At 67.7% G+C, this 21701-nt stretch carries 23 protein-coding genes; 12 read left to right on the top strand and 11 right to left on the bottom strand.

Going from position 1 to position 21701, the window contains the following annotated elements; translation table 11 throughout:
* A partial coding sequence (locus VFG40_RS07655) for a M4 family metallopeptidase (RefSeq protein ID WP_324896598.1) occupies positions 1–1118 on the bottom strand: 1118 nt, incomplete at its 3' end.
* A 229-nt stretch (positions 1119–1347) separates the two neighbouring features.
* On the opposite strand from VFG40_RS07655, the gene VFG40_RS07650 reads away from it, so the two are divergent.
* A complete protein-coding gene (locus VFG40_RS07650) occupies positions 1348–2580 on the top strand; it encodes an MFS transporter (RefSeq protein ID WP_345785966.1) in 1233 nt (410 codons plus the stop codon).
* Positions 2581–2617: 37 nt separating this feature from the next.
* The gene (locus VFG40_RS07645) at positions 2618–3103 is read left to right on the top strand and encodes an FKBP-type peptidyl-prolyl cis-trans isomerase (RefSeq protein WP_324896596.1); all 486 of its coding nucleotides are present in this window, start codon (positions 2618–2620) and stop codon (positions 3101–3103) included.
* A gap of 115 nt (positions 3104–3218) precedes the next feature.
* Here VFG40_RS07645 and VFG40_RS07640 read toward each other — a convergent pair whose 3' ends face one another.
* From VFG40_RS07640 to VFG40_RS07630, 3 genes are read right to left on the bottom strand one after another with little or no spacing between them, the layout of a single operon-like run.
* The gene (locus tag VFG40_RS07640; protein ID WP_525931238.1) at positions 3219–3791 is read right to left on the bottom strand and encodes a C40 family peptidase; all 573 of its coding nucleotides are present in this window, start codon (positions 3789–3791) and stop codon (positions 3219–3221) included.
* A gap of 57 nt (positions 3792–3848) precedes the next feature.
* Entirely contained in the window at positions 3849–5081 is a 1233-nt protein-coding gene (locus tag VFG40_RS07635) for a M56 family metallopeptidase (RefSeq protein WP_324896594.1), read from the bottom strand.
* Between the two features lies 1 nt (position 5082).
* Complete coding sequence (locus tag VFG40_RS07630) at positions 5083–5469, bottom strand: BlaI/MecI/CopY family transcriptional regulator (protein WP_324896592.1); 387 nt, start codon at positions 5467–5469, stop codon at positions 5083–5085.
* A gap of 156 nt (positions 5470–5625) precedes the next feature.
* Here VFG40_RS07630 and gorA point away from each other — a divergent pair, with 156 nt between their 5' ends.
* Positions 5626–6972, top strand: coding sequence for a glutathione-disulfide reductase (gene gorA, locus VFG40_RS07625; RefSeq protein ID WP_324896590.1), 1347 nt, complete (start codon positions 5626–5628; stop codon positions 6970–6972).
* 32 nt (positions 6973–7004) lie between these two features.
* Positions 7005–7796, top strand: coding sequence for an N-formylglutamate deformylase (gene hutG / locus VFG40_RS07620; RefSeq protein ID WP_324896588.1), 792 nt, complete (start codon positions 7005–7007; stop codon positions 7794–7796).
* A 12-nt stretch (positions 7797–7808) separates the two neighbouring features.
* On the opposite strand, the gene can is transcribed toward hutG, so the two are convergent.
* From can to asnS, 6 genes are all read right to left on the bottom strand, one after another.
* Entirely contained in the window at positions 7809–8480 is a 672-nt protein-coding gene (gene can / locus VFG40_RS07615) for a carbonate dehydratase (RefSeq protein ID WP_324896586.1), read from the bottom strand.
* 68 nt (positions 8481–8548) lie between these two features.
* On the bottom strand, positions 8549–9340 hold the full coding sequence (nei, locus tag VFG40_RS07610) for an endonuclease VIII (RefSeq protein ID WP_324896584.1): 792 nt from the start codon (positions 9338–9340) through the stop codon (positions 8549–8551).
* A gap of 1 nt (position 9341) precedes the next feature.
* A complete protein-coding gene (locus tag VFG40_RS07605; RefSeq protein ID WP_324896582.1) occupies positions 9342–10133 on the bottom strand; it encodes an SDR family oxidoreductase in 792 nt (263 codons plus the stop codon).
* Between the two features lie 28 nt (positions 10134–10161).
* Positions 10162–10485: a hypothetical protein gene (locus tag VFG40_RS07600; protein WP_324896580.1), complete on the bottom strand. Its 324-nt coding sequence runs from the start codon at positions 10483–10485 to the stop codon at positions 10162–10164.
* Positions 10485–11282 (bottom strand): hypothetical protein, encoded by a 798-nt coding sequence (locus VFG40_RS07595; RefSeq protein WP_324896578.1) that lies wholly within the window; start codon positions 11280–11282, stop codon positions 10485–10487. Before VFG40_RS07595 ends, VFG40_RS07600 begins: the two co-directional genes overlap by 1 nt.
* Before the next feature lie 17 nt (positions 11283–11299).
* On the bottom strand, positions 11300–12715 hold the full coding sequence (gene asnS / locus VFG40_RS07590; RefSeq protein ID WP_324896576.1) for an asparagine--tRNA ligase: 1416 nt from the start codon (positions 12713–12715) through the stop codon (positions 11300–11302).
* 153 nt (positions 12716–12868) lie between these two features.
* Here asnS and VFG40_RS07585 point away from each other — a divergent pair, with 153 nt between their 5' ends.
* The 7 genes from VFG40_RS07585 to radA all read left to right on the top strand — a co-directional run bounded on the left by VFG40_RS07585 (position 12869) and on the right by radA (position 19038).
* Positions 12869–13195, top strand: a complete 327-nt coding sequence (locus VFG40_RS07585; protein ID WP_324896574.1) for a HesB/IscA family protein — start codon at positions 12869–12871, stop codon at positions 13193–13195.
* 194 nt (positions 13196–13389) lie between these two features.
* Positions 13390–13830 carry a 30S ribosomal protein S6 gene (gene rpsF, locus VFG40_RS07580; protein WP_324896572.1) on the top strand — a complete coding sequence of 147 codons (441 nt, stop codon included), beginning with the start codon at positions 13390–13392 and terminating at the stop codon, positions 13828–13830.
* Positions 13831–13845: 15 nt separating this feature from the next.
* Complete coding sequence (gene rpsR / locus VFG40_RS07575) at positions 13846–14076, top strand: 30S ribosomal protein S18 (protein ID WP_007081973.1); 231 nt, start codon at positions 13846–13848, stop codon at positions 14074–14076.
* 109 nt (positions 14077–14185) lie between these two features.
* Positions 14186–14632 carry a 50S ribosomal protein L9 gene (gene rplI / locus VFG40_RS07570; RefSeq protein ID WP_324896557.1) on the top strand — a complete coding sequence of 149 codons (447 nt, stop codon included), beginning with the start codon at positions 14186–14188 and terminating at the stop codon, positions 14630–14632.
* A gap of 264 nt (positions 14633–14896) precedes the next feature.
* Positions 14897–16291: a replicative DNA helicase gene (locus VFG40_RS07565; protein ID WP_324896555.1), complete on the top strand. Its 1395-nt coding sequence runs from the start codon at positions 14897–14899 to the stop codon at positions 16289–16291.
* 163 nt (positions 16292–16454) lie between these two features.
* The gene (gene alr, locus VFG40_RS07560) at positions 16455–17543 is read left to right on the top strand and encodes an alanine racemase (protein WP_324896553.1); all 1089 of its coding nucleotides are present in this window, start codon (positions 16455–16457) and stop codon (positions 17541–17543) included.
* Positions 17544–17658: 115 nt separating this feature from the next.
* Positions 17659–19038 (top strand): DNA repair protein RadA, encoded by a 1380-nt coding sequence (gene radA, locus VFG40_RS07555; protein WP_324896551.1) that lies wholly within the window; start codon positions 17659–17661, stop codon positions 19036–19038.
* A 24-nt stretch (positions 19039–19062) separates the two neighbouring features.
* Here radA and VFG40_RS07550 read toward each other — a convergent pair whose 3' ends face one another.
* The gene (locus VFG40_RS07550) at positions 19063–19863 is read right to left on the bottom strand and encodes a cytochrome C assembly family protein (RefSeq protein ID WP_324896549.1); all 801 of its coding nucleotides are present in this window, start codon (positions 19861–19863) and stop codon (positions 19063–19065) included.
* Positions 19864–20007: 144 nt separating this feature from the next.
* On the opposite strand from VFG40_RS07550, the gene ffh reads away from it, so the two are divergent.
* Positions 20008–21390 (top strand): signal recognition particle protein, encoded by a 1383-nt coding sequence (gene ffh, locus VFG40_RS07545; RefSeq protein WP_324896546.1) that lies wholly within the window; start codon positions 20008–20010, stop codon positions 21388–21390.
* Positions 21391–21701 lie beyond the last annotated feature (311 nt).

Genomic DNA, 21701 nt, shown 5'->3' with positions numbered 1-21701 from the left:
TAGGCGAGGTTGGAGTGCTGCTCGGTGAAGCCGTGGCTGATCTCGTGGCTGGTCACGTCCAGCGACACCAGCGGATAGAACGTGCTGGCGCCGTCACCGAAGTTCATCGACGAGCCGTTCCAGAAGGCGTTCTCGTAGTTGCGGCTGTAATGCACGTTCATCACCAGCTGGAAGTTCAGCGGCGGCGCGCCGAACCAGTTCTTGTACATGTCATGCACCACGCCGCCGAAGTGGTGGGCGTCGTTGATCGGCGAGTACGCACCGTTGACGGCATCGCCGCTGCTGGTCGGGCAGGCGAAGCTCCAGAGCGTGCCGCGGCGGGTGCTGCTGGCGTAGTTGTAGGTAGCCACGTCGGCGTTCTGCATGTAGCAGGTGCTGCCGGACTGTTGCACGCTCAACGCCGCGTAGTCGGTGCCGTAGAAATACTGGCCCGTCTTGAGGTTGCCGCCCGGACCGGTTGCCGTGGCAGGGGTGCCGGTGGTGCCACCGCCGCCGCTGCCGGGCTTGCCCTTGGTGGTCAGGCCTTCCCAGCTGGCGATGACGTCGCCGGTGTTGGCGTCGATCAGCGCAGTCGGCCGGGTGGGCTTGCCTTGGGCGTCGGTGAAGAACGAGGTCAGGTAGGCAAGGCGTGCCTTGGGGCCTTCGGCATACACGAACAGGTCATGTTTGACGTTGTGCAGGTCGGCGGCGGACACCGCATTGACGCCCACGCCGAACGGCAGCAGGCCGGCGTGCTGACGCAGCGTCTGCACCGCCTGGTCGGCGCTGATCGAAGGCGTGGCGGACGCGAGATCGAAGCCGACCCCGCGGGCGATACGCCCCTCGGCACCGAGCACGTTGCCGGCGCGGTCACGCTCGATCACCACGGCGTGCCCGTACACAGGCACGTTGCCGAACATCTGTTGCTCGCGGGTCTTCAATGTGCCGCGTACGGTGCGGCCCTCGGCCTGCGCGGCAAGCGACGAGCGCGAGTCCAGCCCGAGCCGCGTGGCCAGCGCCGAAGGGGCGAGTTTGCCCATCGCTCCGGCGTGGACGGATGCCGGTGTAGCGGCATGGGCGGCGGACAGTGCCACGAGGCCGAGCGCGCCGAACAGTGCGCCGACAAGCGGTTTTTGCATCATGAAATCTTCTCCCCGGAAATGATGAAAGGCGGCCGGGATACAACCCGGACGCACGGTGCCGGATGCCGCAGTAGCGATCCCCATCGCAACGACGCCCGACAATTCGAAACTACGCCGATGATTTCTGGCGTCAATGTCGACTTTGGGAGCAAACGCGGACACTGGTCACAGCGTGGGCCCATGCTAGGCTCGAGCGCCTTCGAGGCCTGTCCACCAGGGTGCTTGCATGGCGCTGATCTCCACGTTGCGCGGGCTGGATGCGACACAACGCCACACTGTCGCCGCGAGCTTCCTCGGCTGGACGCTCGACGCGTTCGATTTTTTCCTGCTGGTGTTCGTGCTCGACAACATCGCGGCGGAATTCCAGGTCGACCACACCCGTGTCACCTTCGCGATCCTGCTCACGCTGATGGCGCGGCCGATCGGCGCGCTGCTGTTCGGGCGGCTGGCCGACCGCTACGGGCGCAAGCCGGTGCTAATGGTCGACGTGGTGATGTTCTCGGTGCTGGAACTGGCCTGCGCCTTCGCGCCGTCGCTCACCGTGCTGCTGGTGCTGCGTTTCCTGTTCGGCATTGCGATGGGCGGCGAGTGGGGCATCGGAGCCTCGCTGGCGATGGAGTCGGTTCCCGCCAGTGCGCGGGGCGCCGTGTCGGGGCTGCTGCAGAGCGGGTATCCATGCGGCTATTTTCTGGGCGCGCTGGCTTACTGGCTGGTGTTCAGCGTGTTCGGCCTCGGCTGGCGGGCGATGTTCGTGGTCGGTGCGCTGCCGGCGCTGCTGGTGTTGTACCTGCGCGCCAAGGTGCCCGAGTCACCGACCTGGCGGGCCGCGCGCGATCGCGGGTCCCGCCGCGGAGCGCTGGAGGCCATGCGTGGCCATGGCGGGCGCTTCGTCTACATGATGTTGTTGATGGCCGCCTTCAACATGTTCAGCCACGGATCGCAGGACATGTATCCCACGTTCCTGAAGTCGCAGATGCATTTTCAGCCCGGCACGGTGGCCTTGCTCACCATGGTGCTCAACGCCGGTGCCATCGTGGGCGGACTGACCTTCGGCAGCTGGTCCGAGCACGTGGGGCGGCGGCGGGCGATGGTGGCGGCGGCGCTGCTGGCGCTGCCATGCATCCCGCTGTGGGCGTTTGGCGGCTCGGCGATCCTGCTGGGGGTCGGCGCGTTCCTGATCCAGGTGATGGTGCAGGGCGCCTGGGGCGTGGTGCCGACCTATCTCAACGAACTGGCGCCGCACGACGTGCGTGCCACGCTGCCCGGGTTCGCCTACCAGCTGGGTAACCTGCTCGCTGCCGGCACCGCCACGATCCAGTCCTGGCTGGCCGGCCGCCACGGCGGCAACTATGGACTGGTGATGGCCTGCTGGATGGCCGCCGTGGCGCTGGCGCTGGCCCTGCTGGCGTGGCGGGGGCCCGAAGTGCGCGGCGTGTCCTTCGATCCGGAGCGGTCCTGATAGAATCCCGGGTTTGCAATCGCACAAGAGACAGGCAATGAAGGCTGGCAAGGACAAGGTGATCTCGCTGCACTACACCCTCACGGTGGACGGCGAGCAGGTGGAGAGCTCGCGCGACCGCGGCGAGGCACTGTGGGCGTTGCTGGGCCACGGCCAGCTGATTGCGGGGCTCGAATCGGCGCTGGAAGGGCACGAGGCCGGCGAGTCGCTGCAGGTGGAGATCGCCCCGGCCGACGGCTACGGCGAGCGGCAGGAGGGCCAGATCCAGCGCGTGCCGAAGAAGTACTTCCAGAACGCCAAGGCGCTCAAGCCGGGCATGACCACGGTGCTGGCATTGAAAGAGGGTGGCCAGCGCGTGGTGGTGGTGCACAAGGTCGGCATGAGCACGGTGGACGTGGACCTCAACCACCCCATGGCCGGCAAGGCGCTGCATTTCGACGTCACCATCGAAGAGGTGCGCGAGGGCAGCGAAGAAGAGATCAAGCACGGCCACGCGCATCCGCCGGGCGCCGAAGCGCACTGAGCGCAGGCGCGGTGCATTGCGCATCGGTCGATGAAAGAAAGACGGCGCCGCGAGGCGCCGTTTTTGTTCGCCGGGGCGCTTCAGCCGTGCTCCCCAAGGACGGCCCCCGCTCGCGTCAATCCAGCAGTCGCTTGCCGAACTCGAAATGATCGCGCCAGTAGGGACCGTCGATGTCATCCAGCCGCACCGTGCCGCCGGAATTGGGCGCGTGCACGAAGCGTCCCTGGCCGACGTAGACACCCACATGGCTGATGCCGCTGCGGCTGCCGAAGAACACCAGGTCGCCGCTGGCGAGCTCGGTCATGCGCTTCACCTTCTGCCCCAGGTCGGACATCGCGCGCGAGCTGTGCGGCAAGGCGATATCGGCGGCGTTGCGATAGATGTAATCGACCAGGCCGCTGCAGTCGAAGCCGGACTCGGGCGTGTTGCCGCCCCATTTGTACGGCGTGCCGACCAGCGCCATGGCGCGAAACAGCACGTCGTTCGCCACCTGTGCGCTGGCCGCCGAGGGGGCGCGGGCGGGCAGGTCGGCGAGCGCAGAGTTGGAAGCCCGGAAGGTGGGCTCGCGCTTGTGCGGTGCGCTGGAGCAGGCCGCGAGCATCAGCATGGCGGTACCCAGGATCAGCGAAAGCGCCCGGCGAGTCGTGATCGAGCGCAGTTGCGACATGGGGTTGGGGCGGGAAGTCATGCGGCAGGCCCGGCGTGAGGTGCGACGAGCCTACCAAGGCAAGAAAATACTTTCAAATCAGTGCTTTTTAGTGTCTTCCGAAGGCTGTTTCTGGGGGTCCGGTAATTCGTTCAGGCTAAAAGTCACTGGCACCCGGGCATAGCTCTCGATCGGCTGACCATTCTTCATGGCGGGATTGAAATGCCACTGCATCGCCGCGCTGCTGGCGGCGGCAATCAAATTGGCGGAGCTGGTGGTGCTTGTCGTGGCGTCGTAGTCCACGGCTTTTACGGTGCCGCTGGGATTCACTCGCACGGTCAGCACGACCGTCCCCTGCTCCTTGTTGTCGATGGATGCCTTCGGGTAGCGCGGCGCCATCCGGGCATTGGCCTGCAGATCTTGCGTGGCTTTGGCCCCCGGCTCGGTGGTCCGTGGTGAGGCCTGTGCAGCAAGGCACACGCCGCCGATGAAAAGCCCCATGCCCAGATACCCGGCCAGGCGGCGTGTGGTGGACGTGCGGTCGCGTCGGATCATCATCAGTCGTTCCTTCAGTTGCGGCTCGGCGAGCCAGGGGATGAGCACCGGCGAAGCATCCATGCCGGTGCTGGCAAGCAGCGTGCGGGCGTAGCTGCCGGCTACATGGGCACGGTGGCGCAGGATCCGTTCGTCACAGGCCAGTTCCTGATCCAGCCGGAACCTCGGCAACGCCAGCCATGCCAGTGGGTGGAACCACAGCAGCGCGGAGGCGACTTCGGCCAGCACGCTCCACAGCGGATCGCGCCGTGCGAGATGCGCCTGCTCATGGGCCAGCACCAGCGCGCGCTGCTCGGCGCCGAAGCGGCGAGTGAAATCCGCGGGCAGCAGGATCAGGCTGCGCCATGACCACAGCACGGCGGGCCCCTGCGGATGCAGACGCAGGCGACGCGTGTCCAGGGTCGGATATTCGTGCTGACAGCGCGCCAGCAGTTCAGCTGGCGCCGGGCGGCTGTCGCGGCGCAGGCGCGCGTAGACCAGCGCAATACGCAGCAGGGCAACGATGCTGCCGATCAGCCACAGCGTCATCCACGGCACGCCGGCTGCAGTGGCGGGAACGTTTGATGCGGCCACTGCAAAGCCGGCAGGAGTGACGGCGACCGACGGCAGCCAGTGCCACCGCACCGGCACGGCCGGCAGCCACGGCAGCGTTGCCAGCAGCGCCGGCCACAGCCACAGCGTGAATGCCGGGCCGGCGCCGAACAGGCGTCGCGCCGGCCGGCGCAGCAGCAGCACAAGCGCGAGGCCAACGGTGAGATGGATCAGGCTGGCGAGCATCTCAGCGCGCCTTCTTGTCGATGGCGTCGATCAGCGCGCGCAGCTCGGCGATGTCGCGCTTGCTCAGCTTCTCGTGCGTGGAGAAGTGCGCCAGCAGCGGCGCAACGCGGCCACCGAAGACCCGATCGATCAGGCTGCGGCTCTCCTGCGACTGCCACTGTTCACGGGTCAGGCAGGGGCGGTAGAGATAACGCCGACCGTCGCGCTCGGCCTCTACCGCCGACTTGCCGAGCAGCCGGTTGAGCAGCGTGCGGATGGTTTTCTCGTGCCAGTCGGTGCGCTCGCGCAGCGCCGCCACGACATCTTCCGACGTCAGCGGCGAGCGGTCCCACAGCACCGCCATGACCTGGCTCTCGGCGTCGGTGATCACGGGAATCGAAGTGGGCATGGCACCGCCTTGAAAATTACGGATGTAATCCTGCTCGGAGATTACATCCGTAATCCGGATCCCGGCAAGAGCGCAGTGCGCGGGGCCCCGGCTGCTTTTGTCCGCGCCCCGGCGGTCGGCAATACTGGGCGCCGATCGATCCGCCCTGGAGGCTTCATGCACAACGCTTGCGATCTCATCGTGCTGGGCGCCGGCTCGGGCGGGCTGGCCACGGCGTTCCGCGCCGCCCATCACGGGGCGAAGGTGGTGCTGCTGGACCCGGCGCCGCCCGGCGGCACCTGCGTGCACCGCGGCTGTGTGCCGAAGAAGGCGCTCTGGTATGCCGCCCAGCTGGCGCGCGGGCAGGCGCTGGCCCAGGCCTACGGTTTCCGGAACACCTCCGGAGCGCTGGACTGGGAGCACTTCCGCCAGCTGCGCCAGCGCTACGTGGACAACATCACGCAGCGCTACCTGCAGCGTCTGGAAAGCGCTGGCGTGCAGCGCGTCGCGAGGGCGGGCCGCCTGCTGGATGCAGGCACGGTGGAGGACAGCGACGGCACCCGCTGGCACGCGCCGCACATCGTCATTGCCACGGGCGCCCGGCCGCGCCGGCTGGATCTGCCGGGCTTCGCGCTGGGCATGGTTTCGGACGACATGTTCGGCTTGCGCGAGCTGCCTGGCCGGATCGCGGTGGTTGGCGGTGGCTACGTGGCGGTCGAGTTCGCCGGCCTGCTGCGGGCGCTGGGCAGCGAGGTGACGGTGCTGGCGCGTGGCCGGCTGCTGGAGAGCTTCGACGCCGAGCTGGTCGATGCGCTGGCCGAACGGATGCAGCACGAGGGAATCGAATTGATCCAGCCGGTGGGAATCAGCGGGGCGCGGCGCGGGCGCGACGGCCTGGTGCTGGAAGGCGACGAGCTGGCCACCGGCGGCACCTACGATGCCGTGCTGTGGGCGGTGGGGCGGGTGCCCAACAGCGATGCGCTGAACCTTGCGGCGCTGGGCATCGTTCCAACCCGCGACGGCCACGTGCCAGTGGACGCGCAGCAGAACACCTGCGTGCCGGGCGTCTACGCGGTCGGCGACGTGACCGACCGCAAGGCGTTGACGCCGGTGGCGGTGGCCGCCGGGCGTCGACTGGCCGATCGCCTGTTCCACGGCGATGCCGAGGCACGGCTGGACTACGCCAACATTCCCAGCGTGGTCTTCTCCGAGCCGCCGCTGGCCACCGTCGGCATGACCGAGGCCGAGGCGCGCGAGCGCCACGGCGATCAGGTGCGGGTGTACCGCAGCTGCTTCACGCCGATGCAGCTGTCGCTGGCGGGGCGGCAGGAGCAGAGCCTGATGAAGCTGGTCTGCATGGGGGCGGACGAGCAGGTGGTCGGCATCCATGCATTCGGTCCGGGTGCGGATGAAATGCTGCAGGGCTTTGCGGTGGCCCTGAAACTCGGCGTGCGCAAGCGCGACCTCGATGCCACCGTGGCGATCCACCCGACCTCGGCCGAAGAACTCGTTTTGATGGGGTGAACGGCCTGGGTTGCGATCGGTAGACTGCGCGCATGTCTGATGAAATCTTGTCCCTTCAGCGGGGCGATGCGCCGCTGCTGATCAGCCTGCCGCACGACGGCAGCGCCATTCCTGCGGACATCGCCGCACGCATGCGCCCTGCGGCGCGGCGCTCGATCGACACCGACTGGCACGTGGGCCAGCTCTACGCGCCACTGGCCGAGCGGCTCGGCGCCAGCGTGCTGCGCCCCGCGCTGTCGCGCTACGTGGTCGACTTGAACCGGCCCGAGGATGGCCACGCGTTGTACCCGGGGCAGCGTGAGACCGGGCTGGTGCCGGTGATCGGCTTCGACGGCGAGCCGCTGTACCTGCCCGGCGCCGAGCCCGACGACGCCGAGATCACCCGCCGCGTGGACGCCTGCTGGCGGCCCTATCACTGCGCGCTGGCGCAGGAGCTCGAGCGGCTGCTGGCCATGCACGGGCGCGTGGTGCTGTGGGAGGGCCACTCGATACGCAGCCGCGTGCCGATGCTCTTCGATGGCCGGTTGCCCGACTTCAATCTGGGCACGGTCGACGGCACCAGTTGCAGCGCGCCACTGCGGCAGCGTCTCGCTGCGGTGCTGCAGGCGCAGGACGCTTATGCCCACGTGCTCGACGGACGCTTCAAGGGCGGCTACATCACCCGGCAGTACGGTCGCCCGGATCGCGGCGTGCAGGCGGTGCAGCTGGAGCTGTCGCAGTGCAACTACATGGACGAGGACAGCCTGGACTATCTGCCGGAGCGGGCGGCCGGGGTGCAGCGCGTCATCGCCGCGTTGCTCGAGGCGTGTCTTGCCGGCGTATGAGCGGCGAGAGGGTCAGGCCGGCTCACCGATGCGCTGCGCGAGCCGCTGCAGGGCTTCGTCGTAGCGCTGCCACAGTTCGGCGCGATGGCGCACGTGCATGCCGAGGTCGTTCATGTGGCCGTTGGCGAGGCTGTAGCACCACGCGTGCACCGACAGCTCCTGACCGCGCTCCCAGGCATCCATCACCATCGTGGTGTGGCAGATGTTCACCACCTGCTCGATCGCGTTGAGCTCGCACAGGCGCACGTTGCGGTCGGCCATGTGCTCGATCGCCTCGAGCATGGCGCTGTGCTTCTGTGCCACGTCGCCGACATGCCTCAGCCAGTTGTCGACCAGCCCCATGCGGCGCTCGTCGAGCACCGCCTGCACACCGCCGCAGCCGTAGTGGCCGACCACGATGATGTGTTCGACCTTGAGCACGTCGACGGCGAACTGGATCGTGCTGAGGCAATTGAGGTCGGTGTGCGAAACCACGTTGGCGACATTGCGCTGCACGAAGATCTCGCCCGGTGGCAGGTCGACGATCTGCGTCGCCGGCACGCGCGAGTCGGAGCAGCCGATCCACAGGTACTTCGGCGACTGCTGCTGCGCCAGCCGCTCGAAGAAGGCCGGATCCGACGCGCGCACCGCCTCGGACCAGCGGCGATTGTTGTCGATGAGATCCTGCAGGGGGTTGTGGCTCATGGTGTTCCTTCGGCGACATCGGGCGGCAGACCGCAGCGCCGTATGGTAACCCGCCGTCGCTGCGCCGCTCAGCTCTGGCAGCGCGGGCAGGCGTAGAACGGGCGACTGGCGACCATCGATTTCTCGATCGGCGCGAGGCAGCGGGGGCATTCTTCGCCGCCGCGTTCGTAGGCGCTGAAGCGAAACGGCGTGTCCTGCAGATGCCCCGCGCCGCGCTTGCCGCGGGTGCGGTACGAGCGTCGCGGAAGATCGAGGATCGCCTCGGCCAGGGCGGCGGTTTCGGTATCGTCCAGATCGCATGGCCGCCGCTGCGGTCCCAGGCCCGCGTCCCAAAGGATCTCCACGCGCAGATAGTTGCCCAGGCCGGCGACGAAGGCTTGGTCCAGCAGCAGCGCCCCCAGCCGGCGGCGAGCGAAGCGCTTGTCGCGCAGACGTGCCGCCACCGTGGCCGCATCCAGCGCCGGATCGAGTACGTCCGGCCCGATGCGCTGCAGGAACGGGTGTTCATGCACCTGCTCGCTCGGCCACATCGCGATGTCGGTGGCGCTGTACAGCAGGATCGCCTTGCGGGCGGTTTCCAGCGCCACCCGCAGGCTGCGACCGGTCGCCGGCTCACGTCCCGGAGCGGCCACGCGCCACACCCCGTAGAGCTGGTTGTGGCTGTACAGGGTGAGTCCGTTGTCGAACCGGGTGAGCAGGGCCTTGCCGTGTGGCGTGATCGACTCGATGCGCCGCCCGCGCAGCGGCTGCTCGTAGCGCTTGAGCGCGTCGAACGCGAACCATGCCCGCGTCAGCGGTTCACCGACCACCGCCTTGGCGAGCGCATCGGCGGCACGACGGATCTCGGGACCTTCGGGCATCTCAGCTCAATGCCCGGGTGCGGCCGCCGTCCACGGCGATGCTGACGCCGTTGACGTAGCTCGCTGCCGGCGTGCAGAGGAAGGCGACCATCGCGGCGACTTCCGCCGCCTCGCCGAACCGGCGGGCGGGGACGCTGTCGATCAGGTCGTGCGCCACGTCCTCGAGGCTGCGTCCGCTGGCCCGGGACTGTGCGGCGAGCAGGCTGTCCAGCCGGGCGGTGCGGGTGTAGCCGGGCAACACGTTGTTGACGGTGATGCCGTCGGCTCCCAGCTCGCCGGCCAGGGTCTTGGCCCATCCGGCCACGGCGGCGCGCACCGTGTTGGACACGCCCAGGCCGGCGATCGGCTCCTTGACCGAAGTGGAAATGATGTTCACCAGCCGGCCGTAGCCGGCTGCGCGCATGCCCGGCAGCACCGCCTGCAGCAGCACCTGCCCGGCCAGCACGTGCTGGCGAAAGGCTGCCTCGAACGCGGCGGTGTCGGCGGCATGGGCGCTGCCGCCCGGCGGGCCGCCGCTGTTGTTCACCAGTACGTGTACCGGCCCCTTGGCCGCGATGTCGCGCGCGACGGCGGCCAGCGCATCGGTATCGGCCATGTCGACGCTACGCCAGCGGTGCTGCTGGGTCGGCTGCGTGCATGGCAGGTCTGCGGCCGCTTCCCACAGGGCATCCGCCGAGCGGGCGATCAGCGTCACGTCCGCGCCGAGCCCGGCCAGCTCCACCGCGACGGCGCGACCGATGCCGCGGGAGGCGCCGCCGACCACCGCGTGTCGTCCGGCCAGGCTCAGCTGCATGGGCGAGCGCTCCGCGTCCGGTACCGGCCTAGCGGAATGCCCAGCGCAGCGCAAAGGCCGCGATCAGGCAACCCCACGCCAACAGCGGGAACAGCCGCCACAGCGTGCGCCAGCGATTGAGCGTGGCGTCCTGCAGTGCCGGCAGCACCGGCGAGCGCAGCGCGTTCTGCAGGCGCATCCAGCGCGCGGTCGTGCTGACGGCAAGGCCACGGTCGTCCTGGGCGATGATCTTCCACTGGTCCGGATGGTGCTCGCGCAGTCGCCGCGCCAGCCTGGACAGCGCCAGGTAGTGCAGGGCGAAGAACAGCACGCCGCACAGCAGCAGGGCGAGGTAGATTGCGCCGGTGGCCATTAATTGATGTCTCCGATCCAGTGCGTGGGCAGCGCCGTGCTGAGGGTCTTGAGCAAGCCATCGCCCTTGGGCGGTTCGCCGCAGATGGCCTCGTCAACGGCGGTCTTGTAGGTGTCGTTCATCAGGCCGATCCAGACCGTGCCGTCCGGCCCGTGCGGAATCTTGAAGCTGCCCTTGGAGGTCATGTTCACCGGCGACTCCGCCGAGAACGCGGCCGGCGACTGCTCCCAGTAGGTGGCGCCGGACTGCTGGTCGGCGGAGGAGTAGATCACCAGGTAGCGCGCCTTCGGGCTGTCGATCGTGGCACTGCCGAACGCGCCGGTGGTGGTCTTGCTCCAGCCCATGTACTCGCACAACGGCACGTCCTTGCTGTCCACCGGCTGGAACGCGTCGTCGAGCACCACGGTGGTGGGCGCGAACAGGTAGCTCGAGTGCAGCCAGCGGCCCTTCAACTCCGACTTCATCGCAATGCGGTAGGGCAGCGGCACGTCGGTAGGCAGCTTGAAAGCAAGGAAATAACTGCGCACGCCGTTGAGGTTGGCGACCGGGCTGTTGGCGCCGAGTTCGAACTCCTTGGGACGCCACGGCAGCAGCTGGCGGTAGGAGAAGTCGGCAAAGCTGGTGCAGCACGGGGTGGCGTTCTGCAGCCGCTGTCTGGCCTGGGCCAGGGCGTCGCCGGTATCGGTGGGCGGGCGCAGGTTCGGCGGCACGAACACCTTGGCACTGTGGCAGGCGGCCAGCAGCAGGCACAGCGCCGTGGCGGCCAGGGAGGCGGGGATGGGGGCGGGGAGGCGCATGGGGGATCTTGGAATGGTCAGAACTCGGCCGAACCGGCCGCGCGGGGGTAGGGGATGGCGTCGCGGATATTGGAAAGGCCGCACACGTAAACCAGCAGGCGCTCGAAGCCCAGCCCAAAGCCGGCGTGCGGCACGCTGCCGTAGCGGCGCAAGTCGCGATACCAGCCGTAGGCGGCCGGATCGAGGCCGAACTTGACCATGCGTGCATCGAGGTAATCCAGTCGCTCCTCGCGCTGGCTGCCGCCAATGATCTCGCCGATGCCGGGGGCCAGCACGTCCATCGCCGCCACGGTCTTCTCGTCGTCGTTCAGACGCATGTAGAACGCCTTGATCGCTTCCGGGTAGTTCATGACGACCACGGGCCGGCCGACATGTTTCTCGGCCAGATAGCGCTCGTGCTCGGTCTGCAGGTCCACGCCCCAGGCGACCGGGTATTCGAACTTCTGCCGGGACTTCTTCAGGATTTCGATGGCATCGGTGTAGTCGATGCGCTCGAACGGCTGGGCGATGAAGTGCTCCAGCCGGGTGATCGCGTCGGGCTGCACGCGCTCGGCGAAGAACGCCATGTCGTCGGCACGTTCGTCCAGCACCGCCTTGAAAGTGGCCTTCAGGAACGACTCGGCACAGTCGGCGTCGGCGGCCAGGTCGGCGAAGGCAATCTCCGGCTCCACCATCCAGAACTCGGCCAGATGGCGGGTGGTGTTGGAGTTCTCCGCGCGGAAGGTCGGGCCGAACGTGTACACCTTGCTCATCGCCAGGCAGTACGCCTCCACGTTGAGCTGGCCGGACACGGTGAGGAACGCCTCGCGGCCGAAGAAGTCCTGGCGATAGTCGATCTTGCCGTCCGGCGTGCGCGGCAGGTTGGCCAGGTCCAGCGTGGACAGCCGGAACATGTCGCCGGCGCCCTCGGCATCCGAGGCGGTGATGATCGGCGTGTTGACCCAGAAGAAGCCCTGCTCGGTGAGGTGGCGGTGGATCGCCGTCATCATCGTGTGGCGCACGCGGGTGACGGCGCCGAACAGGTTGGTGCGCGGGCGCAGGTGGGCCACTTCGCGCAGGAACTCCACCGACAGCGGCTTGGGCTGGATCGGGTAGGTGAGCGGGTCATCGACCAGCCCGGTGACGATCACTTCTTCGGCCTGCAGCTCCACGCCCTGGTCCTTGCCCTGCGACGTGACCAGGGTGCCGGTGACGATCAGGCTGGCGCCGGTGGTGAGGTGCTTGACCTCGCTTTCGTAGTTCGCCAGTGACGCCGGCACCACCGCCTGGATCGGGTCGAAGCAGGAGCCGTCGCTGACATTCACGAACGACAGTCCGGCCTTGGAATCACGTCGGGTGCGCACCCAGCCGCGCACCGTGACCCGGCGGCCCACTTCCAGCGTGCCGGAGAGGGCCTGTTTCACGCTGCATACCGTCGCGCTGACCAACGCCATGGATTGAAACTCCTGCTGATGCGCCGCATGTGGGTGCATGTCGATGGGATGGCCGATGTACCGCCGGGAGCGTCCGGCGAGGGCCAAAACCCGCATGATAATGTACGGCCCGGTACCCTCGCGACTTTCCCGCCCCGCCAGTTGAGCTTTGCCATGACCATCTCGATCACGCCCGTCGCCAGTCAGCGCATGCGCCAGTTCCTCGCGCAGAGTCCGGACGCGTCCGGCGTGCGCTTCGGGGTCAAGCGCACCGGTTGCTCGGGTTTCGCCTACGTGGTGGACCTGGCCGAGGCGCTGGGGGCCGATGACCAGCTGATCGAGGTCGACGGCGTGCCGGTCGTGGTGGATCGCAAGAGCCTGCCGCTGGTGGATGGCACGGTGATCGATTTCCAGCGCCAGGGCCTCAACGCCAGCTTCGTCTTTCACAACCCCAACGCCACCGGCGAGTGCGGGTGTGGCGAGAGTTTCACCGTCGGCTGATCCGCACCGGTCGCCCGCGGTCGATCATCCGCGACATTCCCCTCCCGGAATCAACTACTTGCGCGGCCTCGCTGCGCCAGCCTACAATTCCGCTTCTGTCTGCGCCCGAAAGGGTCGGGCGGACACTTGCCTCACCGCGCCGACGGGAGGCTGTCAGGCCCGCAAGGGCCGCATCCACAAGGAGTTTGCCCCCAATGACCCTGCGTCATTACGAAGTTGTGTTTCTGGTCCACCCTGACCAGAGCGAGCAGGTCCCCGCCATGATCGAGCGCTACAAGGCGCTGATCGAGACCGACGGTGGCAAGATCCACCGCCTGGAAGACTGGGGCCGCCGCCAGCTGGCCTACCCGATCGTCAACCTCGCCAAGGCGCACTACGTGCTGCTCAACATCGAGGTCACGCAGAACGCGCTGAACGAGCTGGAGTCGGGCTTCCGCTTCAACGACGCTGTGCTGCGCCACCTGTGCATCCGTCGCGACGAGGCTGACACCGAGCCGTCGTTCATCATCAAGTCGAAGGAAAAGGACGACGCCAAGGGTTCGCGCCGCCGTGACGACGACAGCGATGGCGAAGGCGAGAGCCGCCCGCGCGGGCGCGACCGCGACGACCGTGACAACGACCGCGACAGCGACTGATAGGAATCCATAGCCATGTCCAAATTCTTCCGCCGCCGCAAGTTCTGCCGTTTCACTGCCGAAGACGTGAAAGAGATCGACTACAAGGATCTCAACACCCTGCGCCAGTACGTGACCGAGAACGGCAAGATCGTCCCGAGCCGCATCACCGGCACCAAGGCCCGCTACCAGCGTCAGCTGGCGACCGCTATCAAGCGCGCCCGCTTCCTGTCGCTGCTGCCGTACACCGACAACCACGACGTCTGATCGTGGACGGACGTCCGGCCTTCCCGGCCGGGCGTTCGGCAAGAAAACCCTTCGGACAACCGTCCACGGCTGCGCCGGGCCACACCGGTGCTAACGAAAAGGAAAGACCATGGAACTGATTCTTCTCGAGAAAGTCCGCAACCTCGGCAACCTTGGCGACAAGGTGAACGTGAAGCCGGGTTACGGCCGCAACTACCTGCTGCCGCAGGGCAAGGCCGTGCGCGTGAACGCGGCCAACCTCGAAGCGTTCGAGCAGCGCCGCGCGGAGTACGAGGCCAAGGCCAGCACCCAGCTGTCGGATGCCGAGTCCCGCAAGGCCGCCCTGGCCGACGTGTCGGTCACGATCACCGCGCACGCCAGCCCCGAGGGCAAGCTGTACGGTTCGGTCGGCCCGCGCGAGATTGCCGAAGCGCTGGTCGCTGCCGGCAAGGACGTGAGCAAGGGCGAGGTGATCCTGGGTGAAGGTCCGCTGCGTCACACCGGCGAGTTCGACGTCGTGGTGAGCCTGCATGCCGACATCCAGACCACCGTCAAGGTGATCGTCGTCGGCGGTTGATCCACCTGCCAGGCGGCAAACGACAGACGGGCGCCGCGAGGCGTCCGTTTTTCTTTGTCTGCCGTCGCCGCGGCGCGCGTGGCGGCTTCGCCCGGCGCTCGGCATGACAGGGCGCTTGCGCGGCGAGTAGAGGCCGCCTGCAGCGCGCTTTATCCACGGCAAACCACAGCTTATCCACAGACTTGTTGTCTCGTACCGTGCGATGGCGGCGCGTATGCTTGCGCGGTGTGCGGACTGCGCCGCCACCCTTTGCGCGAGTAATCCATGTCCTTTGTGCCTGATCGCAAATCCACCGGTTCCAGCGTGGAGTCCCTGCGCGTGCCCCCGCACTCGATCGACGCGGAGCAGGCGGTGCTGGGCGGTCTGATGCTGGCGCCCGATGCGCTGGACCGGGTCGCCGACCGCCTCGCCGAGGCGGACTTCTATCGCAAGGATCACCGCCTGATCTGGCGCGCCATCAACGAGCTGGCGAACAAGGGCATGCCGTGCGATGCGGTCACGCTGGGCGACTGGTTCGAGGCCAATGGCCTGGCCGAGCTGGTGGGCGGCGCGAGCTACCTGGCCGAGCTGGCCAACACCACGCCGAGCGCGGCGAACATCTCGGCATATGCGGACATCGTGCGCGAGAAGTCGATCCTGCGGCAGCTGATCGATACTGGCGTGTCGATCGCCGAGGACGGTTACCGTCCCGAAGGCAAGAGCGTGCAGGAGGTGCTGGAGCGCGCCGAGCAGGGCGTGTTCAAGATCGCCGAGTCGGGCACCCGCGGCAAGAAGGATTCGGTGTCCATGCGCGAGGCGGTGAAGGACGCTTTCCGCATGCTGCACGAGCGCTACCAGAACAAGGGTCAGCTGACCGGCATCTCCACCGGCTTCTCCGATCTGGACGAGCTCACGTCGGGGCTGCAGCCCTCGGATCTGATCATCGTCGCGGCGCGCCCCTCGATGGGCAAAACCGCGTTCTCGGTGAACATCGCCGAATCCGCCGCCCTGCGCGGCAAGAAGGCGGTGGTGATCTTCTCGATGGAAATGTCCGCCTCGCAGCTGGCGTTCCGCCTGATCTCCTCGGTCGGTCGCATCCACGCCCAGCGCCTGCGCAACGGCGATCTGGACGAGGAAGACTGGCCGCGCGTCACCAACGCCATCTCGATCCTGTCCGAGGCGAAGATCTTCATCGACGACACGCCGGCGCTCTCGCCGGTGGAGCTGCGCTCGCGTGCGCGCCGCATGCATCGCGAGCACGGCGGCCTCGGTTTGATCGTGATCGACTACCTGCAGCTGATGCAGGTGCCGGGCAACAAGGAAAACCGCACCGCCGAGATCTCGGAGATCTCGCGTTCGCTGAAAGGCCTGGCCAAGGAACTCAACGTGCCGGTGATCGCGCTGTCGCAGCTCAACCGCTCGCTGGAGCAGCGTGCCGACAAGCGGCCGATGATGTCCGACCTGCGCGAGTCCGGCGCCATCGAGCAGGATGCGGACGTGATCATGTTCATCTACCGCGACGACTACTACAACAAGGAATCGCCGGACCAGGGGCTGGCCGAGATCATCGTCGGCAAACAGCGAAACGGGCCGACCGACACGATCAAGCTCACCTTCCTCGGCCACCTCACCAAGTTCGAGAACTACGCGCCGGATTCGTTCGTCGGGTCGTTCGATTGATGAGGGTGGGGAACGGGGAACGGGGAACGGGGAACGAGTGGTGCGCAGCGCGCCGCCGCTTTTGGCCTGACCTGATCATCGATGTTGCCGTATTCGGCCGTCGCAAGGGCTGCGCGGAAGCGTACGTTCCCCGTTCCCCGTTCCCCGGTTCCCGCCTCACCCCATGAGCCGTACCACCGTTGCCACGATCCATCTGGGCGCACTGCGCCACAACCTGGCGCTGATCCAGCGCACGGCCGCGCCGGCGCGGGTGATGGCGGTGGTCAAGGCCGATGCCTACGGGCACGGGCTGGAACGGGTGGCACGCGCGCTCGACGAGCAGGCCGAGGCGTTTGCCGTAGCCGCGCTGGGCGACGGTCTGCGCCTGCGCGCAGCCGGCCACCGCCAGCACATTGCTGTGCTTTCCGGGCCCGACCAGGCGGGCGATATCGCCGAGATGCAACGGCTTGGTCTGGATGCAGCGATCCACCATGAGGCGCAACTGCAGTGGCTGGCCGAGGCGTCGCCACGGCGCGGGCGTCTGCGGGTCTGGATCAAGATCGACAGCGGGATGCACCGGTTGGGCTTTGCGCCGGAGCAGGTGGCGCAGGTGCATGCACGATTGGCCGCAATGGCCGGCATCGATCCGGAAATCGGCCTGCTCACCCACTTCGCCGAGTCCGAAGTCTTCGACGGCGCGGTTACCCGCGCTCAGATGGCGCGTTTCGACGCAGCTACCGCCGGCCTGCCCGGGCCGCGCTCGCTGGCAAACTCCGCCGCCACGCTCGGTTGGCCGCAGTCACGTGCGGACTGGGTGCGCACCGGAGGGCTGCTCTACGGGCTCTCGGTGGTGGATGGCAAGAGCGGCAGCGACTTCGGCTTTCGACCGGCGATGACGCTGTCGACCCGGCTGATCGCAATAAACCGCGTGCGTGAGGGCGAGCGCATCGGCTACGGCGGCAGCTGGACCTGCCCGCAGGACATGCCCGTGGGCGTGGCTGCGATCGGCTATGGCGACGGCTACCCGCGCAGCGCTGCTGCCGGCACGCCGGTATGGGTGGGCGATCGCAGCGTGCCGCTGATCGGCCGCGTGTCGATGGACCTCATCACACTCGACCTGCGCGAAGCCCCTGCGGCGAAAGTGGGCGATTGGGTGACGCTGTGGGGGGCGGAGCTGCCGGTCGAGCACGTGGCGGCGCACGCCGGCACGATCAGCTATGACCTCACCTGCGGCATGACGCGGCGGGTACTGTTCGTCGAGGACGACGGCTGACGCGGTCATCGGTGCGTGCTGCGCCGACACGTCCTCGGCCGCGCAGCGTCTCGCGGCCTGCGATGCCCACGGGCTAAGCTCGCGGCCTTCTTCCCCAGCTTACGGATCTCCCGCAATGGCCAAGGCCAAGACCGCCTACGTCTGCACCGATTGCGGCGCCGAACATTCCAAGTGGCAGGGCCAGTGCATCGAATGCGGGGTCTGGAACACGCTGTCCGAGATCGTGCTGCAGCCGGCTGCCAAGTCGGTCGCTGCCTCGCGCAGTGTGGGCTATGCGGGCAAGGCGGCGGGCGCGCCCAAGGTGACGCCGCTGACCGAGGTGGCCCAGACCACCGAGGCACGCAGCTTCACCGGCATCGGCGAGCTTGATCGCGTGCTTGGCGGCGGCCTGGTCGACGGCTCGGTGGTGCTGATCGGCGGCGATCCGGGCATCGGCAAGTCCACCCTGCTGTTGCAGATGCTCGGCACCCTCGGCGAGCGCTTGCCCAGCGTGTATGTCACGGGCGAGGAATCGCTGGCGCAGGTGGCGTCGCGTGCGCAGCGGCTGGATCTTCCGCTGGCACCACTGCACGGCCTGGCCGAAACCTGCATTGAGCGGATCCTGGAGCAGGCGGTCGCGAGTCGGCCGCGCGTGCTGGTGATCGACTCCATCCAGACGATCTGGACCGAGCTGCTTACGGCCGCACCGGGTTCGGTCAGCCAGGTGCGGGAGTCGGCCGCCAAGCTCACCCGCTTCGCCAAGGAGACGGGTACCTCGGTGTTCCTGGTCGGCCACGTGACCAAGGAAGGCGGCATTGCCGGGCCCCGCGTGCTCGAGCACATGGTCGACGCGGTGCTGTACTTCGAGGGCGAGTCGGGCTCGCGCTTTCGCGTGCTGCGCGCATTCAAGAACCGCTTCGGCGCAGTCAACGAGCTGGGCGTGTTCGCGATGGGCGAGAAGGGCCTGCGCGAGGTGCCCAACCCGTCAGCGATTTTCCTCTCCACCCATTCGGGCCCGACCTCCGGCAGCGCCGTGATGGTGACCCGCGAGGGCACCCGCCCACTGCTGGTGGAGGTGCAGGCGCTGGTCGACCAGAGCTCGCTGGGCAATCCGCGACGTGTCGCGCTGGGTCTGGAGCAGAACCGGCTGGCGATGCTGCTGGCGGTGCTGCACCGGCACGGTGGCGTGGCCGCCTATGACCAGGATGTGTTCGTCAACGTGGTTGGCGGCATCCGCGTGCAGGAGACCGCTGCTGACCTGCCAGTGCTGCTGGCGGTGCTCTCCAGCCTGCGCGACCGGCCGCTGCCGGAGAAGACCATTGCGTTCGGCGAGGTGGGCCTGTCCGGCGAAATCCGGCCGGTGCCCAACGGCGAGGAGCGTCTGAAGGAAGCGGCACACCACGGCTTCCTGCGCGCGATCGTGCCGAAGGCGAACGCGCCGAAGAAGGCTCGCGTGGGCGAGATGGAAGTGATCGGAGTGGAACGTCTGGCCGAAGCGATCGACGCCTGTCGCTGATGCCCCGGCGCCGCCGCGTCGACCTCAGAGACCGCGGTGCAGCACCAGCTCCAGCACCGCCTTGGTGCCGAAGAACGCCAGCAGCAGCAGCGCCATGCCGGACAGCGTGAGGTTCACCGCGCGGCGCCCGCGCCAGCCGTAGCGCCAGCGTCCGAACAGCAGGGCGCCGAAGATCAGCCAGGCGACGATCGACAGCACGGTCTTGTGCACCAGGTGCTGGCCGAACAGGTTGTCGACGAACAGCGAGCCGGTGAGCAAGGTCAGCGTGAGCAGCGCGAAACCGGCGCCGATCAGCTGGAACAGCAGGTTCTCGGTCAGTGTCAGTGGCGGCAGCGCGCGCAGCCACGGGCCGAACTGGCGATGGCGCAGGCCCCGTTCCTGCACCGCCAGGCCGATCGCCATGACGGCGGCGATCGACAGCACGCTGAAGGCGATCAGGGCCACGGTGACGTGCAGCTTGATCTGCCAGTCCATCGGCTGCGGCATGGTCGGTGGCGCGACAAAGCGGTCTACCGCCACCAGCAGCGCCGCCAGCGGAAACACGATCACACCGAGGGCCGCTACGGGGCGGGTCAGGTTGACCAGCAGCGTCAGCGCCGAGACCACACATGCAACCAGCGACAGCGCGGCGAAGAAGTGCAGGTCCAGCGCGCCACGGTGCATGCCGAGCAGAATCCCCGCATGCAGCGCCACGGCAAGGGCGCCTAGCGCCAGCGGACCGCGTCCGGCCGGAGCGCGTCCAGGAGCGAGCAGGGGCCAGGCAAGACTCGCGGCGGCCGCGGCGTACAGGGCGATGGCAAGCAGGTTGAGCACGGTGAGCGTCATGGCCGGGCAGTGTCGCACAGCGGTGTCGCCGCGGGCAGGCATCGCACGGGGTTTCGCCGGGGCAGCAGGACAATTCCGACGTACGCGCGGCGGGCACGGCGGCGTTGGCTATAATCGTCGTTTTCCGCGCCACGGTTTCTCCCCATGTTCGAGTCGCTCAGCCAACGCCTGTCCACCACCGTCAACCGCCTGCGCGGTCGCGGGCGGCTCACCGAGGAGAACATTCGCGAGTCGCTGCGCGAAGTGCGCATCGCCCTGCTCGAGGCGGACGTGGCGCTGCCCGTGGTGCAGGCGCTGATCGAGCGGGTCAAGGTGCGTGCGGTCGGGCAGGAGGTGATCAAGAGCCTCTCGCCGGGCCAGGCGCTGGTGAAGGTGGTGAGCGACGAGCTCACGGCCGTCATGGGCACGGTCAATACCGAGTTGAACCTGGCGCAGCAGCCGCCGGCCGTGGTGTTGATGGCAGGCCTGCAGGGCGCCGGCAAGACCACGACCGTCGGCAAGCTGGCGCGCTTCCTTGTGGAGCGCAAGAAGAAGCGCGTGATGGTGGTCAGCTGCGATGTGTACCGTCCGGCGGCCATCGAGCAGCTGCGCACGCTGGCCGAGCAGGTGGGAGTGAATTTCTTCCCCTCCGAGGCCGGGCAGAACCCGATCGACATCGCCCGGGCGGCCATCGCTGCGGCGCGGCGCGAGGTGATCGACGTGCTGCTGGTCGACACCGCCGGTCGCCTGAGCGTTGACCAGGCGATGATGGATGAGATCAAGGCCCTGCATGCCGCGATCACGCCGGTCGAGACGCTGTTCGTGGTCGACTCCATGACCGGCCAGGACGCAGCCAACACCGCCAAGGTGTTTGCCGAGGCGCTGCCGCTGACCGGCGTGGTGCTGACCAAGACCGACGGCGATGCGCGTGGCGGCGCGGCGCTCTCCGTTCGCTACGTCACCGGGCGGCCGATCAAGTTCCTGGGCGCAGGGGAGAAGCTCGACGCACTCGAGCCGTTCCATCCGGATCGCGTCGCCCAGCGCATCCTGGGCATGGGCGACGTGCTGTCGCTGGTGGAAGAGGTCGAGCGCAAGGTCGATCAGGAAAAGGCGCAGAAGCTCGCCACCAAGGTGATGAAGGGCAAGCGCTTTGACCTCAACGACATGCGCGACCAGCTCGAGCAGATGAACAACATGGGTGGACTGGCCGGCCTGATGGACAAACTGCCCGGCATGTCCAGCATTCCCGACAGCGTCAAGTCGAAGGTCAACGACGGCGAGTTGAAGCGCATGGTCGCGATCATCGGTTCGATGACCAAGAAGGAGCGGCGCCATCCCGACCTGCTCAACGGCTCGCGCCGCGCCCGCGTGGCCCGCGGCTCGGGCACCCAGCCGGCCGACGTCAACCGTCTGCTCAAGCAGTACATGCAGATGGAAAAGATGATGTCCAAGCTGGCCAAGGGTGGCACCAAGGGCCTGATGCGGCAGATGCGCGGTGCCATGAAGGGCATGGGCGGGATGGGCGGCGGCATGCCGCCGATGCGCTGATGAGACGGCGTCTGGCGCAAGTCCGACTCTGCGCCTTTGGATACACCTGCAGCTGGACGTGGCTACAGCGCGAGCGGACCCAGCCACAGGACGAGCGTCATCTCCGCGAAAGCGGGGATCCATTTCGCTCTTGCCACCAAAGTCAACATGGGTCCCCGCTTTCGCGGGGATGACGCTGGCTTCGTCGCTACATCTTCCCGGGTGCGAGGTGGGGCGAGGGGGCTTCGATTGGCGTGTCGTCGAGGGCTTCCCTTTTCCCTCAAACCCGCTAAAATGTCGCGTTTACCGCGCACGGTCTCGTGCGTGCGGCC

This window comes from Dyella sp., from assembly GCF_035685805.1.
Taxonomy (GTDB): Bacteria; Pseudomonadota; Gammaproteobacteria; order Xanthomonadales; family Rhodanobacteraceae; genus Dyella_A.
This window is presented reverse-complemented; position numbering and strand designations above follow the sequence as displayed.